Origin of the sequence: Nocardioides sp. QY071 (genome assembly GCF_029961765.1) — a bacterium.
Lineage (GTDB): Bacteria > Actinomycetota > Actinomycetes > Propionibacteriales > Nocardioidaceae > Nocardioides.
The window spans coordinates 4,454,044-4,469,429 of sequence record NZ_CP124681.1; the positions used below are offsets into that span (position 1 = coordinate 4,454,044).

General features: G+C 73.1%; 15 protein-coding genes. 5 read left to right on the top strand and 10 right to left on the bottom strand.

Annotated features, from left to right (window positions below; all coding sequences use genetic code 11):
• Positions 1–79 precede the first annotated feature (79 nt).
• On the bottom strand, positions 80–481 hold the full coding sequence (locus tag QI633_RS21475) for a LysM peptidoglycan-binding domain-containing protein (protein WP_282427018.1): 402 nt from the start codon (positions 479–481) through the stop codon (positions 80–82).
• 268 nt (positions 482–749) lie between these two features.
• Between QI633_RS21475 and lexA the strand changes: the two genes are divergently transcribed.
• Both lexA and QI633_RS21485 read left to right on the top strand, forming a co-directional pair.
• On the top strand, positions 750–1,499 hold the full coding sequence (gene lexA / locus QI633_RS21480) for a transcriptional repressor LexA (RefSeq protein WP_141797501.1): 750 nt from the start codon (positions 750–752) through the stop codon (positions 1,497–1,499).
• Between the two features lie 67 nt (positions 1,500–1,566).
• A complete protein-coding gene (locus tag QI633_RS21485) occupies positions 1,567–3,132 on the top strand; it encodes an MXAN_6640 family putative metalloprotease (protein WP_282427019.1) in 1,566 nt (521 codons plus the stop codon).
• A gap of 29 nt (positions 3,133–3,161) precedes the next feature.
• Here the strand turns inward: QI633_RS21485 and QI633_RS21490 are convergent, their stop codons facing one another.
• The 3 genes from QI633_RS21490 to QI633_RS21500 form a co-directional block, all read right to left on the bottom strand.
• Entirely contained in the window at positions 3,162–5,060 is a 1,899-nt protein-coding gene (locus QI633_RS21490; protein ID WP_282429319.1) for an ATP-dependent DNA helicase, read from the bottom strand.
• Between the two features lie 159 nt (positions 5,061–5,219).
• On the bottom strand, positions 5,220–6,041 hold the full coding sequence (locus QI633_RS21495; protein WP_282427020.1) for an LLM class flavin-dependent oxidoreductase: 822 nt from the start codon (positions 6,039–6,041) through the stop codon (positions 5,220–5,222).
• Complete coding sequence (locus QI633_RS21500) at positions 6,038–6,850, bottom strand: alpha/beta hydrolase (RefSeq protein ID WP_282427021.1); 813 nt, start codon at positions 6,848–6,850, stop codon at positions 6,038–6,040. Before QI633_RS21500 ends, QI633_RS21495 begins: the two co-directional genes overlap by 4 nt.
• A gap of 79 nt (positions 6,851–6,929) precedes the next feature.
• Here QI633_RS21500 and QI633_RS21505 point away from each other — a divergent pair, with 79 nt between their 5' ends.
• Complete coding sequence (locus tag QI633_RS21505) at positions 6,930–7,820, top strand: LysR family transcriptional regulator (RefSeq protein ID WP_282427022.1); 891 nt, start codon at positions 6,930–6,932, stop codon at positions 7,818–7,820.
• On the opposite strand, the gene QI633_RS21510 is transcribed toward QI633_RS21505, so the two are convergent.
• From QI633_RS21510 to QI633_RS21520, 3 genes are all read right to left on the bottom strand, one after another.
• A complete protein-coding gene (locus QI633_RS21510) occupies positions 7,792–8,484 on the bottom strand; it encodes an SGNH/GDSL hydrolase family protein (protein ID WP_282427023.1) in 693 nt (230 codons plus the stop codon). The genes QI633_RS21505 and QI633_RS21510 overlap by 29 nt on opposite strands.
• A gap of 82 nt (positions 8,485–8,566) precedes the next feature.
• Entirely contained in the window at positions 8,567–10,060 is a 1,494-nt protein-coding gene (gene hflX, locus QI633_RS21515) for a GTPase HflX (RefSeq protein WP_141797495.1), read from the bottom strand.
• A gap of 44 nt (positions 10,061–10,104) precedes the next feature.
• Positions 10,105–11,724: an alkaline phosphatase D family protein gene (locus QI633_RS21520; RefSeq protein WP_282427024.1), complete on the bottom strand. Its 1,620-nt coding sequence runs from the start codon at positions 11,722–11,724 to the stop codon at positions 10,105–10,107.
• Positions 11,725–11,860: 136 nt separating this feature from the next.
• Here QI633_RS21520 and QI633_RS21525 point away from each other — a divergent pair, with 136 nt between their 5' ends.
• Positions 11,861–12,445 (top strand): hypothetical protein, encoded by a 585-nt coding sequence (locus tag QI633_RS21525; protein WP_282427025.1) that lies wholly within the window; start codon positions 11,861–11,863, stop codon positions 12,443–12,445.
• A gap of 30 nt (positions 12,446–12,475) precedes the next feature.
• Here the strand turns inward: QI633_RS21525 and QI633_RS21530 are convergent, their stop codons facing one another.
• Both QI633_RS21530 and dapF read right to left on the bottom strand, forming a co-directional pair.
• Positions 12,476–13,252: an SDR family NAD(P)-dependent oxidoreductase gene (locus QI633_RS21530; RefSeq protein ID WP_141797492.1), complete on the bottom strand. Its 777-nt coding sequence runs from the start codon at positions 13,250–13,252 to the stop codon at positions 12,476–12,478.
• Between the two features lie 67 nt (positions 13,253–13,319).
• Positions 13,320–14,162 (bottom strand): diaminopimelate epimerase, encoded by an 843-nt coding sequence (dapF, locus tag QI633_RS21535; protein WP_282427026.1) that lies wholly within the window; start codon positions 14,160–14,162, stop codon positions 13,320–13,322.
• A 97-nt stretch (positions 14,163–14,259) separates the two neighbouring features.
• Between dapF and QI633_RS21540 the strand changes: the two genes are divergently transcribed.
• Positions 14,260–14,922, top strand: coding sequence for a hypothetical protein (locus QI633_RS21540; RefSeq protein WP_282427027.1), 663 nt, complete (start codon positions 14,260–14,262; stop codon positions 14,920–14,922).
• A gap of 12 nt (positions 14,923–14,934) precedes the next feature.
• On the opposite strand, the gene QI633_RS21545 is transcribed toward QI633_RS21540, so the two are convergent.
• Positions 14,935–15,375 (bottom strand): hypothetical protein, encoded by a 441-nt coding sequence (locus QI633_RS21545; protein ID WP_141797489.1) that lies wholly within the window; start codon positions 15,373–15,375, stop codon positions 14,935–14,937.
• Positions 15,376–15,386 lie beyond the last annotated feature (11 nt).

Consider the following 15,386-nt stretch of genomic DNA (forward strand, 5'->3'; position numbering starts at 1 on the left):
CCCGCCCTTCTCATTCCCCAGGCCAATACAGGCCCCATCTCCGCTGGGGTCGAGGCAGCGAAGAAGTCTGGTGGTGCGACTAGTGCGTCGGCACGCGCAGCTCCTGGCCGACGTAGACCATGCTGCCGTCGAGCGTGTTGAGCTGCTGGATGGTCTCCATCATGTCGCGCACGTCGTCGCCCGAGGTCGCGGCGGCGTCGCTGGCGATGTCCCACAGGGTGTCGCCGGGGCCGACGGTCACGAGCTGGACCTGCGGCGCGCCGCCGTCCTGGCGGGTTGCGGCCGAGCCGGCGGCCAGCCAGATCGCCGCGAGGACGACGGCGGTCAGGGCAAGCAGGAAGACGACCGCGCGGCCGCGTCGGGTCAGCCGGACCTGGCCGCGGGCGGCCGGACGGGTGGCCGGACGGGTGGCGGGGCGGGTGGCGGGACGCGTGGTGGCGCGAGCCGGGGCGACACGCGGCGCAAGGGTGATGGTGCTCATGGGATTGACCTCCGGGGGAAGTGGACGGCCCCAGTTGTATCGAGGGGGTCCGACGGAAGGTGTTCGATCAGGCGTTCGATCGAACATGTGTACGAGATTAGATCAGGTGTTCGAAGATTTCCAGCACCGTTCGAAAGTTCGTTCGACCGGCGTGTCGCGACACGCGGTTCGAACAGATGTTTGAAACCGGGGGCCGGATTCGGTTAGCGTCGTCACACGGGCCCGGTCGATCCGGACCACACCACGCGATCTGATCTGGAGGGCGACCATGGCTGAGCGCAAGGGCACCCAGCGCAAGGGCGACGGCAAGGCGAGCAGCGTCACTGAGCTGCCCGACGGACCGGCCGACGCGACCGGGCTGACCCCGCGCCAGCAGCGGGTCCTGGCCCACATCAAGGACAGCATCGAGAAGCGCGGCTACCCGCCGAGCATGCGCGAGATCGGCCAGGCGGTCGGCCTCACCAGCACCTCCAGCGTCGCCCACCAGCTGCGCACCCTGGAGGAGAAGGGCTTCCTGAAGCGCGACCCCAACCGGCCCCGCGCCCTCGAGGTGTTCCTGCCCGAGGTGATGGCGGCGCGACGCGCGATGGGCACCGCCGAGGAGACGACGTACGACGAGACCGGGATCGGCGACGCCGCGCCGGTGCCGGCCAACGTCCCGGTCGTGGGCCGGATCGCGGCCGGTGGCCCGATCCTCGCCGAGGAGCGGGTCGAGGACGTCTTCCCGCTGCCTCGTCAGCTCGTCGGCGACGGACAGCTGTTCCTGCTCGAGGTCAGCGGCGAGTCGATGATCGAGGCCGCGATCTGCGACGGCGACTACGTCGTGATCCGCCAGCAGCCCACCGCTGAGAACGGCGAGATCGTGGCGGCCATGATCGACGGCGAGGCCACGGTCAAGACGTTCCAGCGCAAGGGCGGCCAGGTCTGGCTGCTCCCCCACAACCCCGCGTTCGAGCCCATCGACGGCACCAACGCGACCATCCTCGGCAAGGTGACGGCGGTTCTCCGGCGGGTGTGAGGTTTGCCTGACCGGGCGGTGACATAGGGTCTGCATGTCCTGTCGCCATCTCCGAAGGCCGGTCCTGATGTCTCGTCGCAGCCACTTCCCCTTCCTCGGGCTGCTGTCCGCGCTGCTCGCAGCCCTGCTCACCGTGTCCGTCCTCGGCGGCACCGCACGGGCGGACGACACCGATCCGGCCGCTGATCCGGCTGCGCCGGGCGCCGCCGTCCCGGTCGACATCGACGACGACGTCGCCCAAGCGACCGCGGAGCAGGCGCTCGAGACGGTGCAGGACATCGTCGAGGCCGCCCCGAACGCCGCGCCGACCGACGCCACGACCGGCGCCGACCTGACCATGGCGCTGCGCGACCTCGCGCTCACCCGCGACGACCTGCCGACGAGCCTGCAGGACGACGCCGCGCGGCTGCTCGCCCGCCCCGGCACCGGCTACCGGCCGCCGCCGGGCTCCGGCGGCATCGAGTGCACCAACGGCTCGGGGCTGCCCTGCTACACCGCGCCCGAGGCGGCGCCGACCTGCGGCAGCGGCATCTGCGTCCACTACGTCCAGGGCGCCTACTCGCCGAGCACGGGCTCGGACGCCCCCGCGCCCAACTACCCCGCGGCCGTGCTCAACGTGATGAAGAACGTCGCGAGCCGCTACGTCGCCTCGGGCTACCGCACGCCGGTCAGCGACGGCAACGAGTTCGACGTCTACCTCGCCGACCTCGGCAAGCGCGGCCTCTACGGCTACTGCACGACCGACCAGCGGGTCGGGGGCCACGTGACGGCGGCCGCGTACTGCGTCCTCGACAACGACTACGCCGAGTTCGGCCCGGTGCCCGGCCCCCTCGGCAACCTGCAGGTGACCGCGGCGCACGAGTACTTCCACGCCGTCCAGTTCGCCTATGACGTCAACGAGGACACCTGGCTGCTCGAGGCGACCGCGACCTGGGCCGAGGACGAGGTCTACCCGGCGATCAACGACAACCTGCAGTACCTCAAGGGCGGTCCCCTGGGTCAGCCGGCGCAGCCGCTGGACCACCGCAAGGGCCTGGCTCCCTACGGCGCGTGGATCTTCTTCAAGTACCTCAGCGAGCACTTCCCGGCCGTCAACGGCCCCGGCGGCATGCCGACCATCGTGCGCGACATCTGGGACCTGGCGGCCGGCCCGGCCAACTCGCGGCAGGCGATCAACGCCGCACTAGCGGCGCGCGGCACCGACCTGCGCACCCAGTTCGGCTGGTTCGCGGCGGCCAACCGCCGCCCGGCGCTGAACTACGCCGAGGGTGGGGCCTACCCGCGGGCCAGGCTGTGGCGCGGCGTGAAGCTGTCCGGCTCGCGGCGCTCGGTCTCCGACTCGGTCGAGCTGCGGCACCTCGCCTCGCGGACCATCCGCTTCAAGTCGAAGTTCCGTGGCAAGGCCCACCTGCGCGTCCACGTGGACGGCCCCAAGCGCAAGAAGGGCGGCTACGTCCTGGTCACGATCAAGAAGAAGGGCCAGGCGCCGCTCACCAAGATGGTCAAGATCAACCGCAAGGGCGACAAGACCAAGCGCTACGAGTTCGGCAAGAAGGTGCAGTGGATCGAGATCACCTTCGCCAACGCCGGCAAGAAGGACGCGACGGCGAAGGTCAGCGCCACCGCGCGCTGACGCCCCGCTGACACCACGAAGGTCGTGGGTCAGGCCCGGCCGCTGAGGCGGCCCAGGGCCTGGCGCACGACCTTCGGGTCGTTCGTGGGCCACATCGGGGGCAGGCTGGCCTTGAGGAACGAGCCGTAGCGGGCGGTCGCCAGCCGCGGATCGAGTACGGCGACCACGCCACGGTCGCTCGTCGTGCGGATCAGGCGCCCGGCGCCCTGCGCGAGCAGCAGCGCGGCGTGGGTCGCGGCGACCTGCATGAAGCCGTTGCCGCCCGCCTGGTCGGCGGCCTTCTGCCGCGCGCTCATCAGCGGGTCGTCGGGCCGCGGGAACGGGATCCGGTCGATGATCACCAGCTGGCAGGTGTCGCCGGGGACGTCGAGGCCCTGCCACAGGCCGAGGGTGCCGAACAGGCAGGTGTGCGGGTCCTCCAGGAACTGGCGGGCCAGCTCGGGCAGCTGTGCCTCTCCCTGGGCGAGGGTGGTCAGGTGCGGCAGCGCCTTGCGGACGTGCTCGGCGGCGGCCTCCGCGGCCCGGCGGCTGGAGAACAGCCCGAGGGTGCGGCCGTCGGCCTGGTCGACCAGCTCGGTGATCTCGTCGAGCTGGGCCGGCCCGAGGCCGTCGCGGCCGGGCGGGGGCAGGTGGCGGGCGACGTACAGGATGCCCTGCTTGGCGTAGTCGAACGGGCTGCCGACGTCGAGGCCGCGCCACGGCTGGGCGTCGTCGGGCCACTCCTGGCGCGGCGCCTCGGGCGCGACCCGCTCGGACGGCTTGAGGCCGACCGAGCCGGCGACCGTCGCGAAGTCGCCGCCGAGCATGAGGGTCGCCGAGGTGAGCACGACGGTGTTGTCGGAGAGCAGCTTGTCGCGCATCTGGGCCCAGACCTGGAGCGGCGCGATGCAGAGGATCGGCGGGATCCGGTCGGTGCCCTCGGTGCGCCACAGCACGTCGGCCTCGGAGTTGGCGGCCATCCGCTCGGCGGTCGTGAGGACCTCCTGGACCATGCCCTTGGCCTGGGTCATCGCGGCGTCGGGCTCGCTGCCGGACTCCGCCTTCGGGAAGGCGCCCACGCAGGCGCGGGCGGCGTCGCGGACCAGCACCAGCGCGTCGGCGAGCGCCTCGGGGACCTGCTCGAAGCGACCGGCCGGGGCGTCGGTGACCGCGGCGCGCAGCGCGTCGGCGGCGTCGGCGAGGTCCTCGGCCTCCTCCCCCTCGACGTGGCGGATGCTGCGCCGTGCCGCGCGCTCGACCTCGGCGGCCCACAGCTCGTCGGTGGCGGCCTGGGTGACCCGGGCGGCGAGCTCGTGGGCCTCGTCGATCACGACGGCGTCGTAGTCCGGGATCATCGGGATCCCCTCGACGGCGTCGATGGCGAGCAGCGAGTGGTTGGTGACGATGAGGTGCGACTTCTGCGCCTTCTCCTTGGCGCGCTCGGCGAAGCACTCCTCGCCGAACGGGCACTTGGCGGCGCCGAGGCACTCACGCGCGGAGACGCTGACCTGGCGCCACTCCTTGTCCGTGTGGCGCGGCGCGTCGTCGCGCTCCCCGGTCTTGCGGTCCTCGGCGGCCTTCTCGGCCCACTCGCGCAGCTCGAGGACCTTGCGGCCCATCGCGCCCATGGCGTCCTCGGCCTGGATCAGCTGGCCCTGGTCGTCGGGCGCGCCCTCGCGCACGCGGTGCAGGCAGGCGTAGTTGGAGCGCCCCTTGAGCACGGCGTACGACGCGTCGACGCCCGGAACCGTGCCGACGGCCTTGACCAGGCGCGGCAGGTCGCGCTCGACCAGCTGGTGCTGCAGCGCGAGTGTGGCGGTCGCGATCACGACCCGCTGGTCGTGGAGAAGAGCGGGGACGAGGTAGCCGAGGGACTTGCCGGTGCCGGTGCCGGCCTGGACGAGGAGGTGCTCCCTGTCGGCGAACGCGTCGGCGACGGCCTCGGCCATGGCGACCTGGCCCGCACGCTCCTGGCCGCCGAGCGCGGCCACCGCCGTCGCGAGCAGGTCGCGGACCGGCGAGGTCCGGTCGGCAGCGGTGGTGGTCACCGGAGAACCCTAGAGGGTGGGGCCGACGTTCCTGCGCGCCCCTCCACAGCTCGCCCGCGGTCATCGGAACGGGCCGTCGCGGATCACCCCGAGGACCGCGTCGACGGTGTTCCCGTGCGGGTCGGTGTCGGCCAGCCACCAGGTCGCGCCTGCCGCCTCGAAGGCGGCCAGGTCGGCCGAGGCGGGCAGCGCCACCGCGACGTCGTACGGCGCCGCGACGGTGCCGGCCTCGGTCCGCAGCTCCCGGATCCGGTCGACGGCACCGGCGAGCTGGTCGGGGTGCTCGAGGTTGACCGGGACGAACCCGTCGTGGCGCGCGGCGCGGACCAGCGGGCGCCTGTTGCCGGGGAAGCCGGCCGTCCAGACCGGGACCGTGCCGTGGACCGGCCGCGGGAGGAACCGGACACCGTCGATGGTGCCGCCCGGGCCGTGGTGGTGGACCTCCTCCCCGCTCCACGCCTGCCGCAGGACGCCGAGCGCGTCGTCGAGCAGGACGGCGCGGCGGCGGTCGTCGGCCTCCTCCCCGAAGCGCGAGAACTCCTCGCCGAACCGGTCGCTCCCGAGGCCCGCGCCGAGGACCAGCCGGCCGCCGCTGAGCCGGTCGAGGGTCGCGGTCTGCCGCGCCACGACCTGCGGCCGGCGTCGCGAGAGCGGGGTGACCATCGGGCCGAGCCGCAGCCTGGTGGTCGCCGCGGCGACGGCGGCCAGCGTCGTCCACGGGTCGGCGACCGCTTGCACCGGCTCCTGCCAGCGCACGTGGTCCCAGACGAAGAAGCCGTCCCAGCCGTGCTCCTCGGCCGCCACCGCCAGCCGTACGACGGCCGCCGGGTCCGCGAGGTCGTCGAAGAGGGGCAGCCACACCGCCGAGCGCAGCGCGGTCACGACGTGTGCTCCACCAGCTCGGCGACGAACCGGTCCCAGGCGGGCTCGAGGACGTCGTGCCCGGAGCCGGGCAGCACGACCAGCCGGGCGCCGGGGATCTCGTCGCGCAGAGCCTCGCCGTGGGCGGGTGGGAAGACCGGGTCGAGCTCGCCCTGGACGACGAGGGTCGGGACCCGCAGGTCGCTCCACCCGCCGCCACGCGGTCCGGCGAAGTCCATCGCGAAGTGGTTGACCAGGGTGGCGCGCAGGTCCCGGGTGCGGGCGACGTCGGCGGTGGCGATCGCCCGGGTCGCATCGGCGTCGAAGTGCGGTGAGCCGCCGGCGTACGCGCGGAACGCCTCGACGAGGTAGGCCACGACGGCGGCGGGGTCGCCGGGGTCGGGGTCCGGCGGGAGGTCCGCGGAGCCCATCGGCAGCTCGCCGGTGGTGGTGCTGACCAGGGTCAGCGAGCGGACCCGGTCCGGGTGGTCGACGCCGAGGACGAGGACCACCCCGCCGGACATCGAGCGGCCGACGACGTGGGCCTGATCGATGCCGAGGGCGTCGAGGAGGGCGACGGCGTCGGCGGCCAGGTCGCGCAGGCCGTAGCCGGGCTCGCCGGCGGGGAAGCTGGTGGAGCGGCCGGTGTCTCGCTGGTCGTAGCGGATGACGTAGCGGCCCGCGGCGGCGATCCGCCGGCACAGCGCGTCCTCCCACCACAGCATCGAGGCGCAGGCGCCGTGGACGAGCAGGACGGCTGGGTCGGCCGGGTCGCCGAAGGTCTCGGCGACGAGGGTGATGCCGTTGCAGTGGTGCGTGGTCTCGGTCATGACAGTGACGCTAGGTGCGCCGCATCATCGTGAAAAGCGATGCTTTTCGATCGAGATGATCGTTGCTTACGATGATCGCGTGTACGAGCTACGGCACCTGCGGGCCCTCGACGCGATCGCGGTCGAGGGGACCTTCGCCCGCGCCGCCCAGCGGCTCGGCTACACCCAGTCCACCCTGAGCCAGCAGGTCGCGGCGCTCGAGCGGTCGGTCGGCGGCGCGGTGTTCGACCGGCCCGGCGGCCCGCGGCCCGTGCGGCTGACCCCGCTCGGGCGGGTGGTGCTCGCCTCGGCACGCGAGGTGCTCGGGGTCGTGGGCGAGGCCGAGGAGTCGGTCAGCCGCTTCCACGCCGGCGACGGCCGGGTCGACATCGGCACCTTCCAGACGGTCACCAACGTGCTGCTCCCGCCGCTCGTGCAGCGGCTGCGGGCGGCCCACCCCGGCTGCGACATCCGGCTGGTCGAGGACGAGGCGGCCGTGCCGGACCTCGGCGATCTCGACGTCCTGTTCTTCGACCGGCCCGGACCCGACGACGTCGACAGCACGCTGCTGCTCGAGGACGAGCACGTCCTCGTCGCACCGCCGGACGCCTTCCCCGGCGGTCCGGTGGCGCTGGACCTGCTGCACGAGGCGCCCATGGTCGCGCTCCCGTCGATCTGCGACCAGCGCGAGGTCGAGGACCACCTGGCCGGGCGCGGCATCGCACCGCACGTCGTGTTCCGCACCGCCGACAACCAGGCGGTCACCTCCATGGTCCGCGCCGGCCTGGGCTGCGCGGTGATGCCGGTGCTCTCCCTCGGCTGGCCGGAGCGGCCGCGCGGCGTCGCGCTGCACCCGCTCGCACCCGCACTACCGCCACGCCGGGTCTACGCGCTCACTCGCGGCAGCCTCTCGCCGCTGGCCGCCGAGGTGATCGCCCTCGCGACCCGGATCGCGCAGGAGGTCAGGGACGCGGGCGGGTGCGCTGGGTGAGCAGCGTCTCGACCCGCTCGGCGACGCGATCGCCGAACACGCGGTGCCCGGCGGGGTCGGGATGCAGCCGGTCGGGCTGGTAGGTCAGCTCCGCGTCCAGCATCGACAGGTACGGCGTCCCGCGGCTCGCCGCCAGCGCGGCCAGGCGGGCGTCGACGGCCGCGACGGCGTCGTACGGCAGCAGAGGTGCGGGCGGCGGTCCGACCACCAGCACCGGGCGGTCGCCGAGCGCCTCCACGAGACGGACGTACCCGGCCGACAGGTCGGCCGGCGACTGGTCGGCGTCGTTGAGCCCGCCCTCGATCACGACCATGTCGACGCCGGCGAGCCGGCGGTGCGCGGCGCGGGTGGCGTAGGAGACGTCGCCGCACGGACTCGCACCGACGCTGAACCCGCTTCCGGAGAAGCCGTCGACCCGGACCCGGCCCGGCAGCCGCACCGGCCACGACTGGTCGGGGCGCACGCCGGCGCCGACCGAGTAGGAGTCGCCGATCACCAGCACCCGGGCGCCCGATCCGGTCACCAGCGCTCCCCTCTCCCCGGCCCGCTCCCCCTTCGTCGCGCACGGGTCCGGGCGCGCGCCGGCACGGGCCAGCAACGTCGTGCTCGCCACCGTGGCGAGGACGAGCGCGAGCAGGCCGAGCAGGAGTCGGTGCCGAGTCACGCCGGGATCATCCGTCGTACCCGGCGATCAGGTTGCCGAATTCGGGAAATCGGAACCGAATTGCCGGGTGCGACGAGGAGACTCAGACGGCGTAGGCCGCCAGGTCGCCCGCGAGCGCCTCGGTGGCGCGGCCGGTGACCCGGGTGCCGTCGGCGGTGTGCTCGAGGGTGCCGATCTCGCCGTCCTTGTGGATCCGGTCGATCAGGTCGCCGCGGGCGTAGGGCACCAGCGCGGTGAACTCGACGCGCGGGCGCGGGAGCTCGGCCTCCACGGCGGCGATCGCGGCCGCGATGCCCTCGCCGGTGCGGGCGGAGACCGCGACCGAGTGGGGCTCGCGACGCAGTACCCGGTCGACCACGACCGGGTCGGCCGCGTCGACCTTGTTGACCACGACCAGCTCGGGGACCTCGGTCGCGCCGATCTCGGCGAGCACCTCGCGCACCGCGGCCAGCTGGCCCTCGGGGTCGGGGTGCGAGCCGTCGACGACGTGGACGATCAGGTCGGCGTCGGCGACCTCCTCCAGGGTCGAGCGGAACGCCTCGACCAGCTGGTGCGGCAGGTGCCGGACGAAGCCGACGGTGTCGCTCATCGTGTAGACCCGGCCGTCCGCGGTCGCCGTACGACGAGTCGTCGGGTCGAGCGTGGCGAACAGGGCGTCCTCGACGAGCACGCCGGCGCCGGTGAGGCGGTTGAGCAGCGAGGACTTGCCGGCGTTGGTGTAGCCGGCGATCGCGACGGAGGGGATCTCGTTGCGGCGGCGCTCCTGGCGCTTGGTGTCGCGCGTCCCCTTCATCGCCTTGAGCTCGCGGCGCAGCTTGGCGATCTTGTCGTTGATCCGGCGGCGGTCGGTCTCGATCTTGGTCTCACCGGGACCACGACCACCGATGCCGCCACCGTCGGCGCCGACCCGGCCACCGGCCTGGCGGGAGAGATTGCCGCCCCACCCGCGCAGACGCTGCTTCATGTAGTTGAGCTGCGCGAGCTCGACCTGCGCCTGGCCCTCCTTCGACTTCGCGTGCTGCGCGAAGATGTCGAGGATCAGCGCGGTCCGGTCGACCACCTTGACCTTGACCCGGTCCTCCAGGTTGCGCAGCTGGGAGGGCGCGAGCTCGCCGTCGCAGATGACGGTGTCGGCGCCGGTGGCCTGCACGATCTCGCGCAGCGCCTCGACCTTGCCGCGTCCGATGTACGTCGCCGGGTCGGGCGAGGTGCGGCGCTGGTAGATCGCGTCGAGCACCTCCGAGCCCGCGGTCTCGGCGAGCAGCGCCAGCTCGGCCATCGCGTTCTCGATCTCGGAGATGGCACCGCCGGTCCAGACGCCGACGAGGACCACGCGCTCCAGCCGGAGCTGGCGGTACTCGACCTCGGTGATGTCCTCGAGCTCGGTGCGCAGACCGGCGACGCGGCGCAGCTCATGGCGCTCGACCAGGTCGAGGGCGCCGGTGGTCAGGTCCTCGGGGTCGGGCTCGTCGGCGTACCCGGACTCGAAGTCGTCGAATTCGGTGTCGGGGTCGTCCCAGCCCTCGGTGGCGCGCAGCGCGGCCGCGAGGGAGAAGTCTTCAGCACGGTTCGTCATAGGCGTATCCAGCGTAACGACGAGAGTGCCGAGATGCTTCCCGATTACCGCTCCGGCTCGAGCGCCCGCTCCCACAGCACGCTGCCCGCGCCGTCGTACAACCGCACGGTGAGCAGGCCGGAGGCGGCGAGGTCGAGCTGGCCGAAGTACTGGTTGGTGGGCTGCGGCGCGACGTCCAGCCTGCCGACCTCGGACTCACCCTTCGAGAAGACGACCTCGGGGCCGAAGGTCCGGTCGAGCTCGTCGTCCTTGAGCCAGAACGGCGAGGAGGCGATCGGGCCGGAGATGAACTCCCAGAACGGCTCGAAGTCGGTGAAGACGGCCTTCTCGGGGGTGTAGCGGTAGGCGGCGGTGTAGTGGACGTCGCCGGTGAGCCAGATGACGTTGCGGACGCCGTGGCGCTTGATCGCCGACAGGATGCGGGCCAGCTCGGGCTCGCGGCCCAGGGGCGGGCCGCCGTCCTTGTTGGCGTAGCCGTCGAGGTCGGCGACCCGGTTCGTGGGCGCCGAGAGGGGCATGTCCGCGCAGATCGCCTTCCAGGTCGCGGTCGAGGAGCGCAGGCTGCGGATCAGCCACTCCTCCTGCTGCGGGCCGAGCAGCCCGGCCTGCGGGCGGTCGGCGGCGACGGCCGGGTCGGTGTCGGGGTTGGGACCGCGCCAGCTGCGCATGTCGAGGCAGAACAGGTCGAGGTGCTGGCCGCGCGGGACCCGGCGGTAGAGCCGCCGCCCGACGAACCCGTCCCCGCCGGCGGGGACCAGGCGCTTGACCGGGACCGGCTGGTACTCCTGCCAGGCTCGCCGCCCCCGCAGGGCCAGCACGTCGGCCCGGCGCTCGCCGTACCGCTCGTCGTCGATGGTCTCGCCGGGCCACCAGTTGTTGCAGGTCTCGTGGTCGTCCCACATCGAGACGGTAGGGACGGAGGCGTGGAAGGCCCGGACGTTGTCGTCGCGCAGCGCGTACCGGTGCCGGCCGCGGAGCTGGTCGAGCGTCTCGGAGACGACCATGACGTCCTCGGTGAGCTCGTTGGTCCAGGTGGTGCCGTCGGGCAGCAGCACGGTCTCGTCCATCGGCTCGTCGGCGTAGATCGTGTCGCCGACGTGGACGAACAGGTCGGGGCGCAGCCCGAGCATGGTGCGGTACGTCGTCAGCCCGCCGCGGGCGCGGTCGATCCCCCACCCCTGGCCACAGGTGTCGCCCGACCACACGATCGACTGTGCGGCGGCGTGGATCGGCGCGGTCGCGAAGGTGAGGTGCTGCGGGGCGCTGCGCTCGCCGTCGGGGCTCTCGAACCAGACCTCGGCGTCGTACGGACGGCCGGGCGCCAGCCCGGTGAGGTGCACCCGGGCGGTGAAGTCCGCCCGCTCGTCGGTCCACGGCCCGCGCACCAGCCGCCGCTGCCGGCCGTCGCTGCGCAGCCGGACCATCAGCCGGCTCGGCACCACGGCCCGCGACCAGACGACCGCGGAGCTCGTGGTGACCTCGCCGCTGCGGACGCCGGAGGTCAGGTCGCGGCGGCGCTCGACGAAGGCGGGTGAGCGGCCGAGCAGCCCGAGAGCGGGGACCGAGGCGCCGGACAGGCCCGCCACGAACGTCGTACGGCGCCCGACCCGGAGCTCTCCCAGGCGGTCGGTCAGGCGGGTCTGGTCGTCCCAGAGCAGCGTCACGTTGCGTCAGGCAACCGCCTCGCGACGACCTGGTCCTGAGCGGGACGCTGCGCGTCGGTGAACACGGGAGGACATCGTGGGACGGAACACGGCAAACCGGCCATAGCGATCCGCAGGGGTGCGTCGTTGGCGTGGTGTGCGTGCTCTACGGCCGGGGGGCGAGAGCAGGACCTTCGTTCTCTTCGCCTCCGTCATCATCCTCGTCATCGTCGGCAGCTTCCTGTTCCTGCGCCCGGGGTCGCCGGAGAGCGCGATCGACCCCGATGCGGGGTCCCAGGACGAGTCATCAGCAGTGCCGACACCACCGGAGCCGAGCGCGTCACCGACCGGGACCGCGGCGGCCGGCGGCACCACCGAGGCGGCGGACCTGTTCGGCGGGCACACCGGCAACCTCGGCGTACCGCCGGGGATGCAGGGCAACGGCGACTACACCCAGCTGCCGAAGCACACGCTGACCGTGCGGGTCTCGACGGCCGGGCAGCTGGGCACGGTGGCGTGGATCATCCCGACGAGCGTGGAGAACGAGCGCGGCGCGGTGAAGGTGCTCGACAGCACCTGGTCGCTGACCACCACGGTCTACGGCAACCCGGACTACGCGGTGGTGTTCGCCCAGCAGGGGCGGGTCGACCAGCCGACGACCTGCGTGATCACGGTCGACGGCCGGGTCACCGAGCGGCGCTCGACCAAGGGGGCCTACAGCGCGATGTGGTGCGAGGGCTGAGCACAGCCCCCGCACCCCACCGCTCGGGGACTACTTCGGGGGCATCCGGATGCCGCCGTCGACGCGGATGACCTCGCCGTTCATGTACGAGTTGGTCAGGCACTCGATGACCATGCTGGCCAGCTCGGCACCGGTGCCGAGGCGCTTGGGGAAGAGCACGTTCTGGCCGAGGTTCGCCTTGAACGCCTCCGCAGCCTCGCCCTCGCCGTAGATCGGGGTGTCGATCAGGCCGGGTGCGACGGTGTTGAGGCGGATGCCCGAGGCCGCGAGGTCGCGGGCGACCGGGAGGGTCATGCCGACGACGCCGCCCTTGGAGGCGGAGTACGACGCCTGGCCGATCTGGCCGTCGAACGCCGCCACGCTGGCGAGGTTGACGATCGCGCCGCGGCAGCCGTCCTCGTCGGCCTCGTTCTGGCTCATCACGGTGGCGGCCTGGCGGACCATGTCGAAGGTGCCGATCAGGTTGATCGCGACGACCTTGGTGAAGGCCTCGAGCGAGTGGGCCGACTCGAGCTGGCCGTCGCGGCCGATGGTGCGCTGGGCCCAGCCGATGCCGGCCGAGTTGACGACCGCACGCAGCGGGGCGATCTCGGCGGCGGCCTTGACGGCGCCGGCGATCTGCTCGGTGTCGGTGACGTCGACCTGGGCGAAGACGCCGTTGATCTCGGCAGCAAGGGCCTCGCCCTTGTCGGCCTGCAGGTCGGCGACGACGACGGTGGCACCCTGGGCGGCGAGCGCCCGGGCAGCGGCCGCGCCGATGCCCGAGGCGCCGCCGGTGACGATGGCGGAGGATCCGGTGAGTTCCATGGTCGGGAGCATAGGACCCCGCCGGGACCGTGACACCGTCGGTGTCACCGTCAGAGACTCAGAGGACTCAGAGGTCGGTGACGCCCTCGGCGACCACGACGGCGGGCCCGCTCATCAGGATCCGGTCGTCGGCGGTCCAGGTGATCCGCAGGGTGCCGCCCGGCAGGTCGATGCGGTACGCCGTGTCGCGGGCCGCGCCGTCGGCCAGGGCCGTGGCGACCATGACCGCGCAGGCGCCGGTGCCGCAGGAGCGGGTCTCGCCGGAGCCGCGCTCGTGGACCCGCATCGCGACGTGCCCGGGCGCGCGTCGTACGACGAACTCGACGTTGACCCCGGCCGGGTAGACCGAGGCGTCGTGGGCCGGCGCCTCGAGCAGCGGGCCGATGTCGTCGAGGTCGTCGACGAAGGCGACGGCGTGCGGGTTGCCCATGTCGACGTGGAGGGCGTGCCAGGAGCGGACCCGACCATCGACGCGGACAGCGACCGAGGTCTCCTCCAGCACCTTCGGGATGCCCATGTCGACGGTGATCTCACCGTCGGCCGCACCGCCGGCGAAGGTCAGCACCTTGACCCCGGCCCGGGTCGCGACGGGCACCGGCCGGGTCGGGTCGACCAGGCCCTGCTGGGCGAGGTGGCGGCCGAAGACGCGCACGCCGTTGCCGCACATCTCCGAGATCGAGCCGTCGGAGTTGCGGTAGTCCATGAACCACTCCGCGTCCTGGCCGGCCCCGGCCTCGCCGACGGCCCTGGTGCGGATGACGCGGAGGACACCGTCACCGCCGATGCCGGCGCGGCGGTCACAGAGCGCGCGCACGCGCGCGGCGTCCAGCTCGCCGTGGACGGCGCCGTCGGGGTCCGGCAGCAGGACGAAGTCGTTCTCGGTGCCGTGGCCCTTGAGGAAGGGGTACACGCCCCAAGGATAGGGGGACCACGGGTGGATCCCGCCCTCCGCGGGATCAGACCACGGGGCGACGCGGAGGGCGCGGCACCCGCCTAGCGTCGGCGCCATGACCCGTACCCTCACCCTGACCACCGCCGCGTTGACGGCGTCCGTGGTGCTGGCTCCCGAGCTGCTCGCCTCGCTGCTCGTCGGCGACTACGCCGGCGTCGGCGCCCTCCGCGACGCCCTCCCGGCCGCCTTCGAGGAGCACTGGCGCGCCGGCGACGGGGCCGTCACCGGCGAGCTCGCCGGCGCGGTCCGCTACTGGGCGGCCTTCCACGTCGTGAAGGCCCTGCTGGCCGGGGCACTGCTCGGCGCCCTGGTCGTCGCGCTCGGTCGCGTACGGCGGGGCCGGGTCCCGCTGCTGGCCCTGGCCGCCCTCGCCGCGGTCGTGCTCATCGCCAACGTCCAGGGCGCCGTCGCTCCCCTGTCGTCGCTGCTCTCGATGCTGTCGTCGGGCGCTGCCGACGCCGCGCTGGCGTCGGCGGGAACACCGGCGTTCTCCGCGCTGGTGCGCGACTTCGCGATCTACCACCTCGCGATGGTCGTGCTCGCCGGAGGCGCCACCCTCGCCCTGGCCTGGCTCGCCCTGCGGGCCGGACACCGTGGGCGCCGGGCGGCCGCGGGTGCCGCCGCCGGGGCCGCCGTGCTGCTCGGCGTGGTCGCCCTGGCCAACGTCACGACGGTCGCGGACCCGGAGCCCGCGCTGGTGGGGTTCCTGCGGGGGTGAGGCTCAGCCTGCTCAGGGGCAGTGCTTGACGTTGCTGACGTCGATCCAGCCGGTGAGCGGCGGCTTGTCGGACTTCGTCCGGATCCGGGCCCTGATCAGCACCTGCGTCTTGCTGCCGAAGAAGTTCGTGAGGCGGACGATGCCGTCACGACGCCAGGGTGACGACGCCCCGGGGAAGGACTGCCACGTCCCCTGCACCAGGAACTGGATGCGGACGCGTGCCCTCACCCGGTGCTTGGCCTTGCGGGCGTCGAGGCGCATCTCGAGGCCCCAGTTGTGGCCGATCTTGTGCTGGCAGACCTGGATCTTCGCGCCCACCCGCTTGTGCACCGTGCTCCAGCCGTGCCGGGCGCTGCTGGCAGCGGTCGCGGGCTGGACGGCTGCGGGTGTCATGGTCAGGACCAGGGCCGCGACCAGGGCCGCGACCAGGCCGGCGATCGACGTACGACGCATGGGAACCTCCG

Excerpts from the sequence above, each read along its gene's own strand:
- QI633_RS21545 (WP_141797489.1), bottom strand. The coding sequence starts at position 15,375 with ATGCGTCGTACGTCGATCGCCGGCCTGGTCGCGGCCCTGGTCGCGGCC.
- QI633_RS21540 (WP_282427027.1), top strand. The coding sequence starts at position 14,260 with ATGACCCGTACCCTCACCCTGACCACCGCCGCGTTGACGGCGTCCGTG.
- lexA (WP_141797501.1), top strand. The coding sequence starts at position 750 with ATGGCTGAGCGCAAGGGCACCCAGCGCAAGGGCGACGGCAAGGCGAGC.
- QI633_RS21490 (WP_282429319.1), bottom strand. The coding sequence starts at position 5,060 with ATGGCCGAGGCCGTCGCCGACGCGTTCGCCGACAGGGAGCACCTCCTC.
- hflX (WP_141797495.1), bottom strand. The coding sequence starts at position 10,060 with ATGACGAACCGTGCTGAAGACTTCTCCCTCGCGGCCGCGCTGCGCGCC.
- QI633_RS21485 (WP_282427019.1), top strand. The coding sequence starts at position 1,567 with ATGTCTCGTCGCAGCCACTTCCCCTTCCTCGGGCTGCTGTCCGCGCTG.
- QI633_RS21530 (WP_141797492.1), bottom strand. The coding sequence starts at position 13,252 with ATGGAACTCACCGGATCCTCCGCCATCGTCACCGGCGGCGCCTCGGGC.
- QI633_RS21475 (WP_282427018.1), bottom strand. The coding sequence starts at position 481 with ATGAGCACCATCACCCTTGCGCCGCGTGTCGCCCCGGCTCGCGCCACC.
- QI633_RS21500 (WP_282427021.1), bottom strand. The coding sequence starts at position 6,850 with ATGACCGAGACCACGCACCACTGCAACGGCATCACCCTCGTCGCCGAG.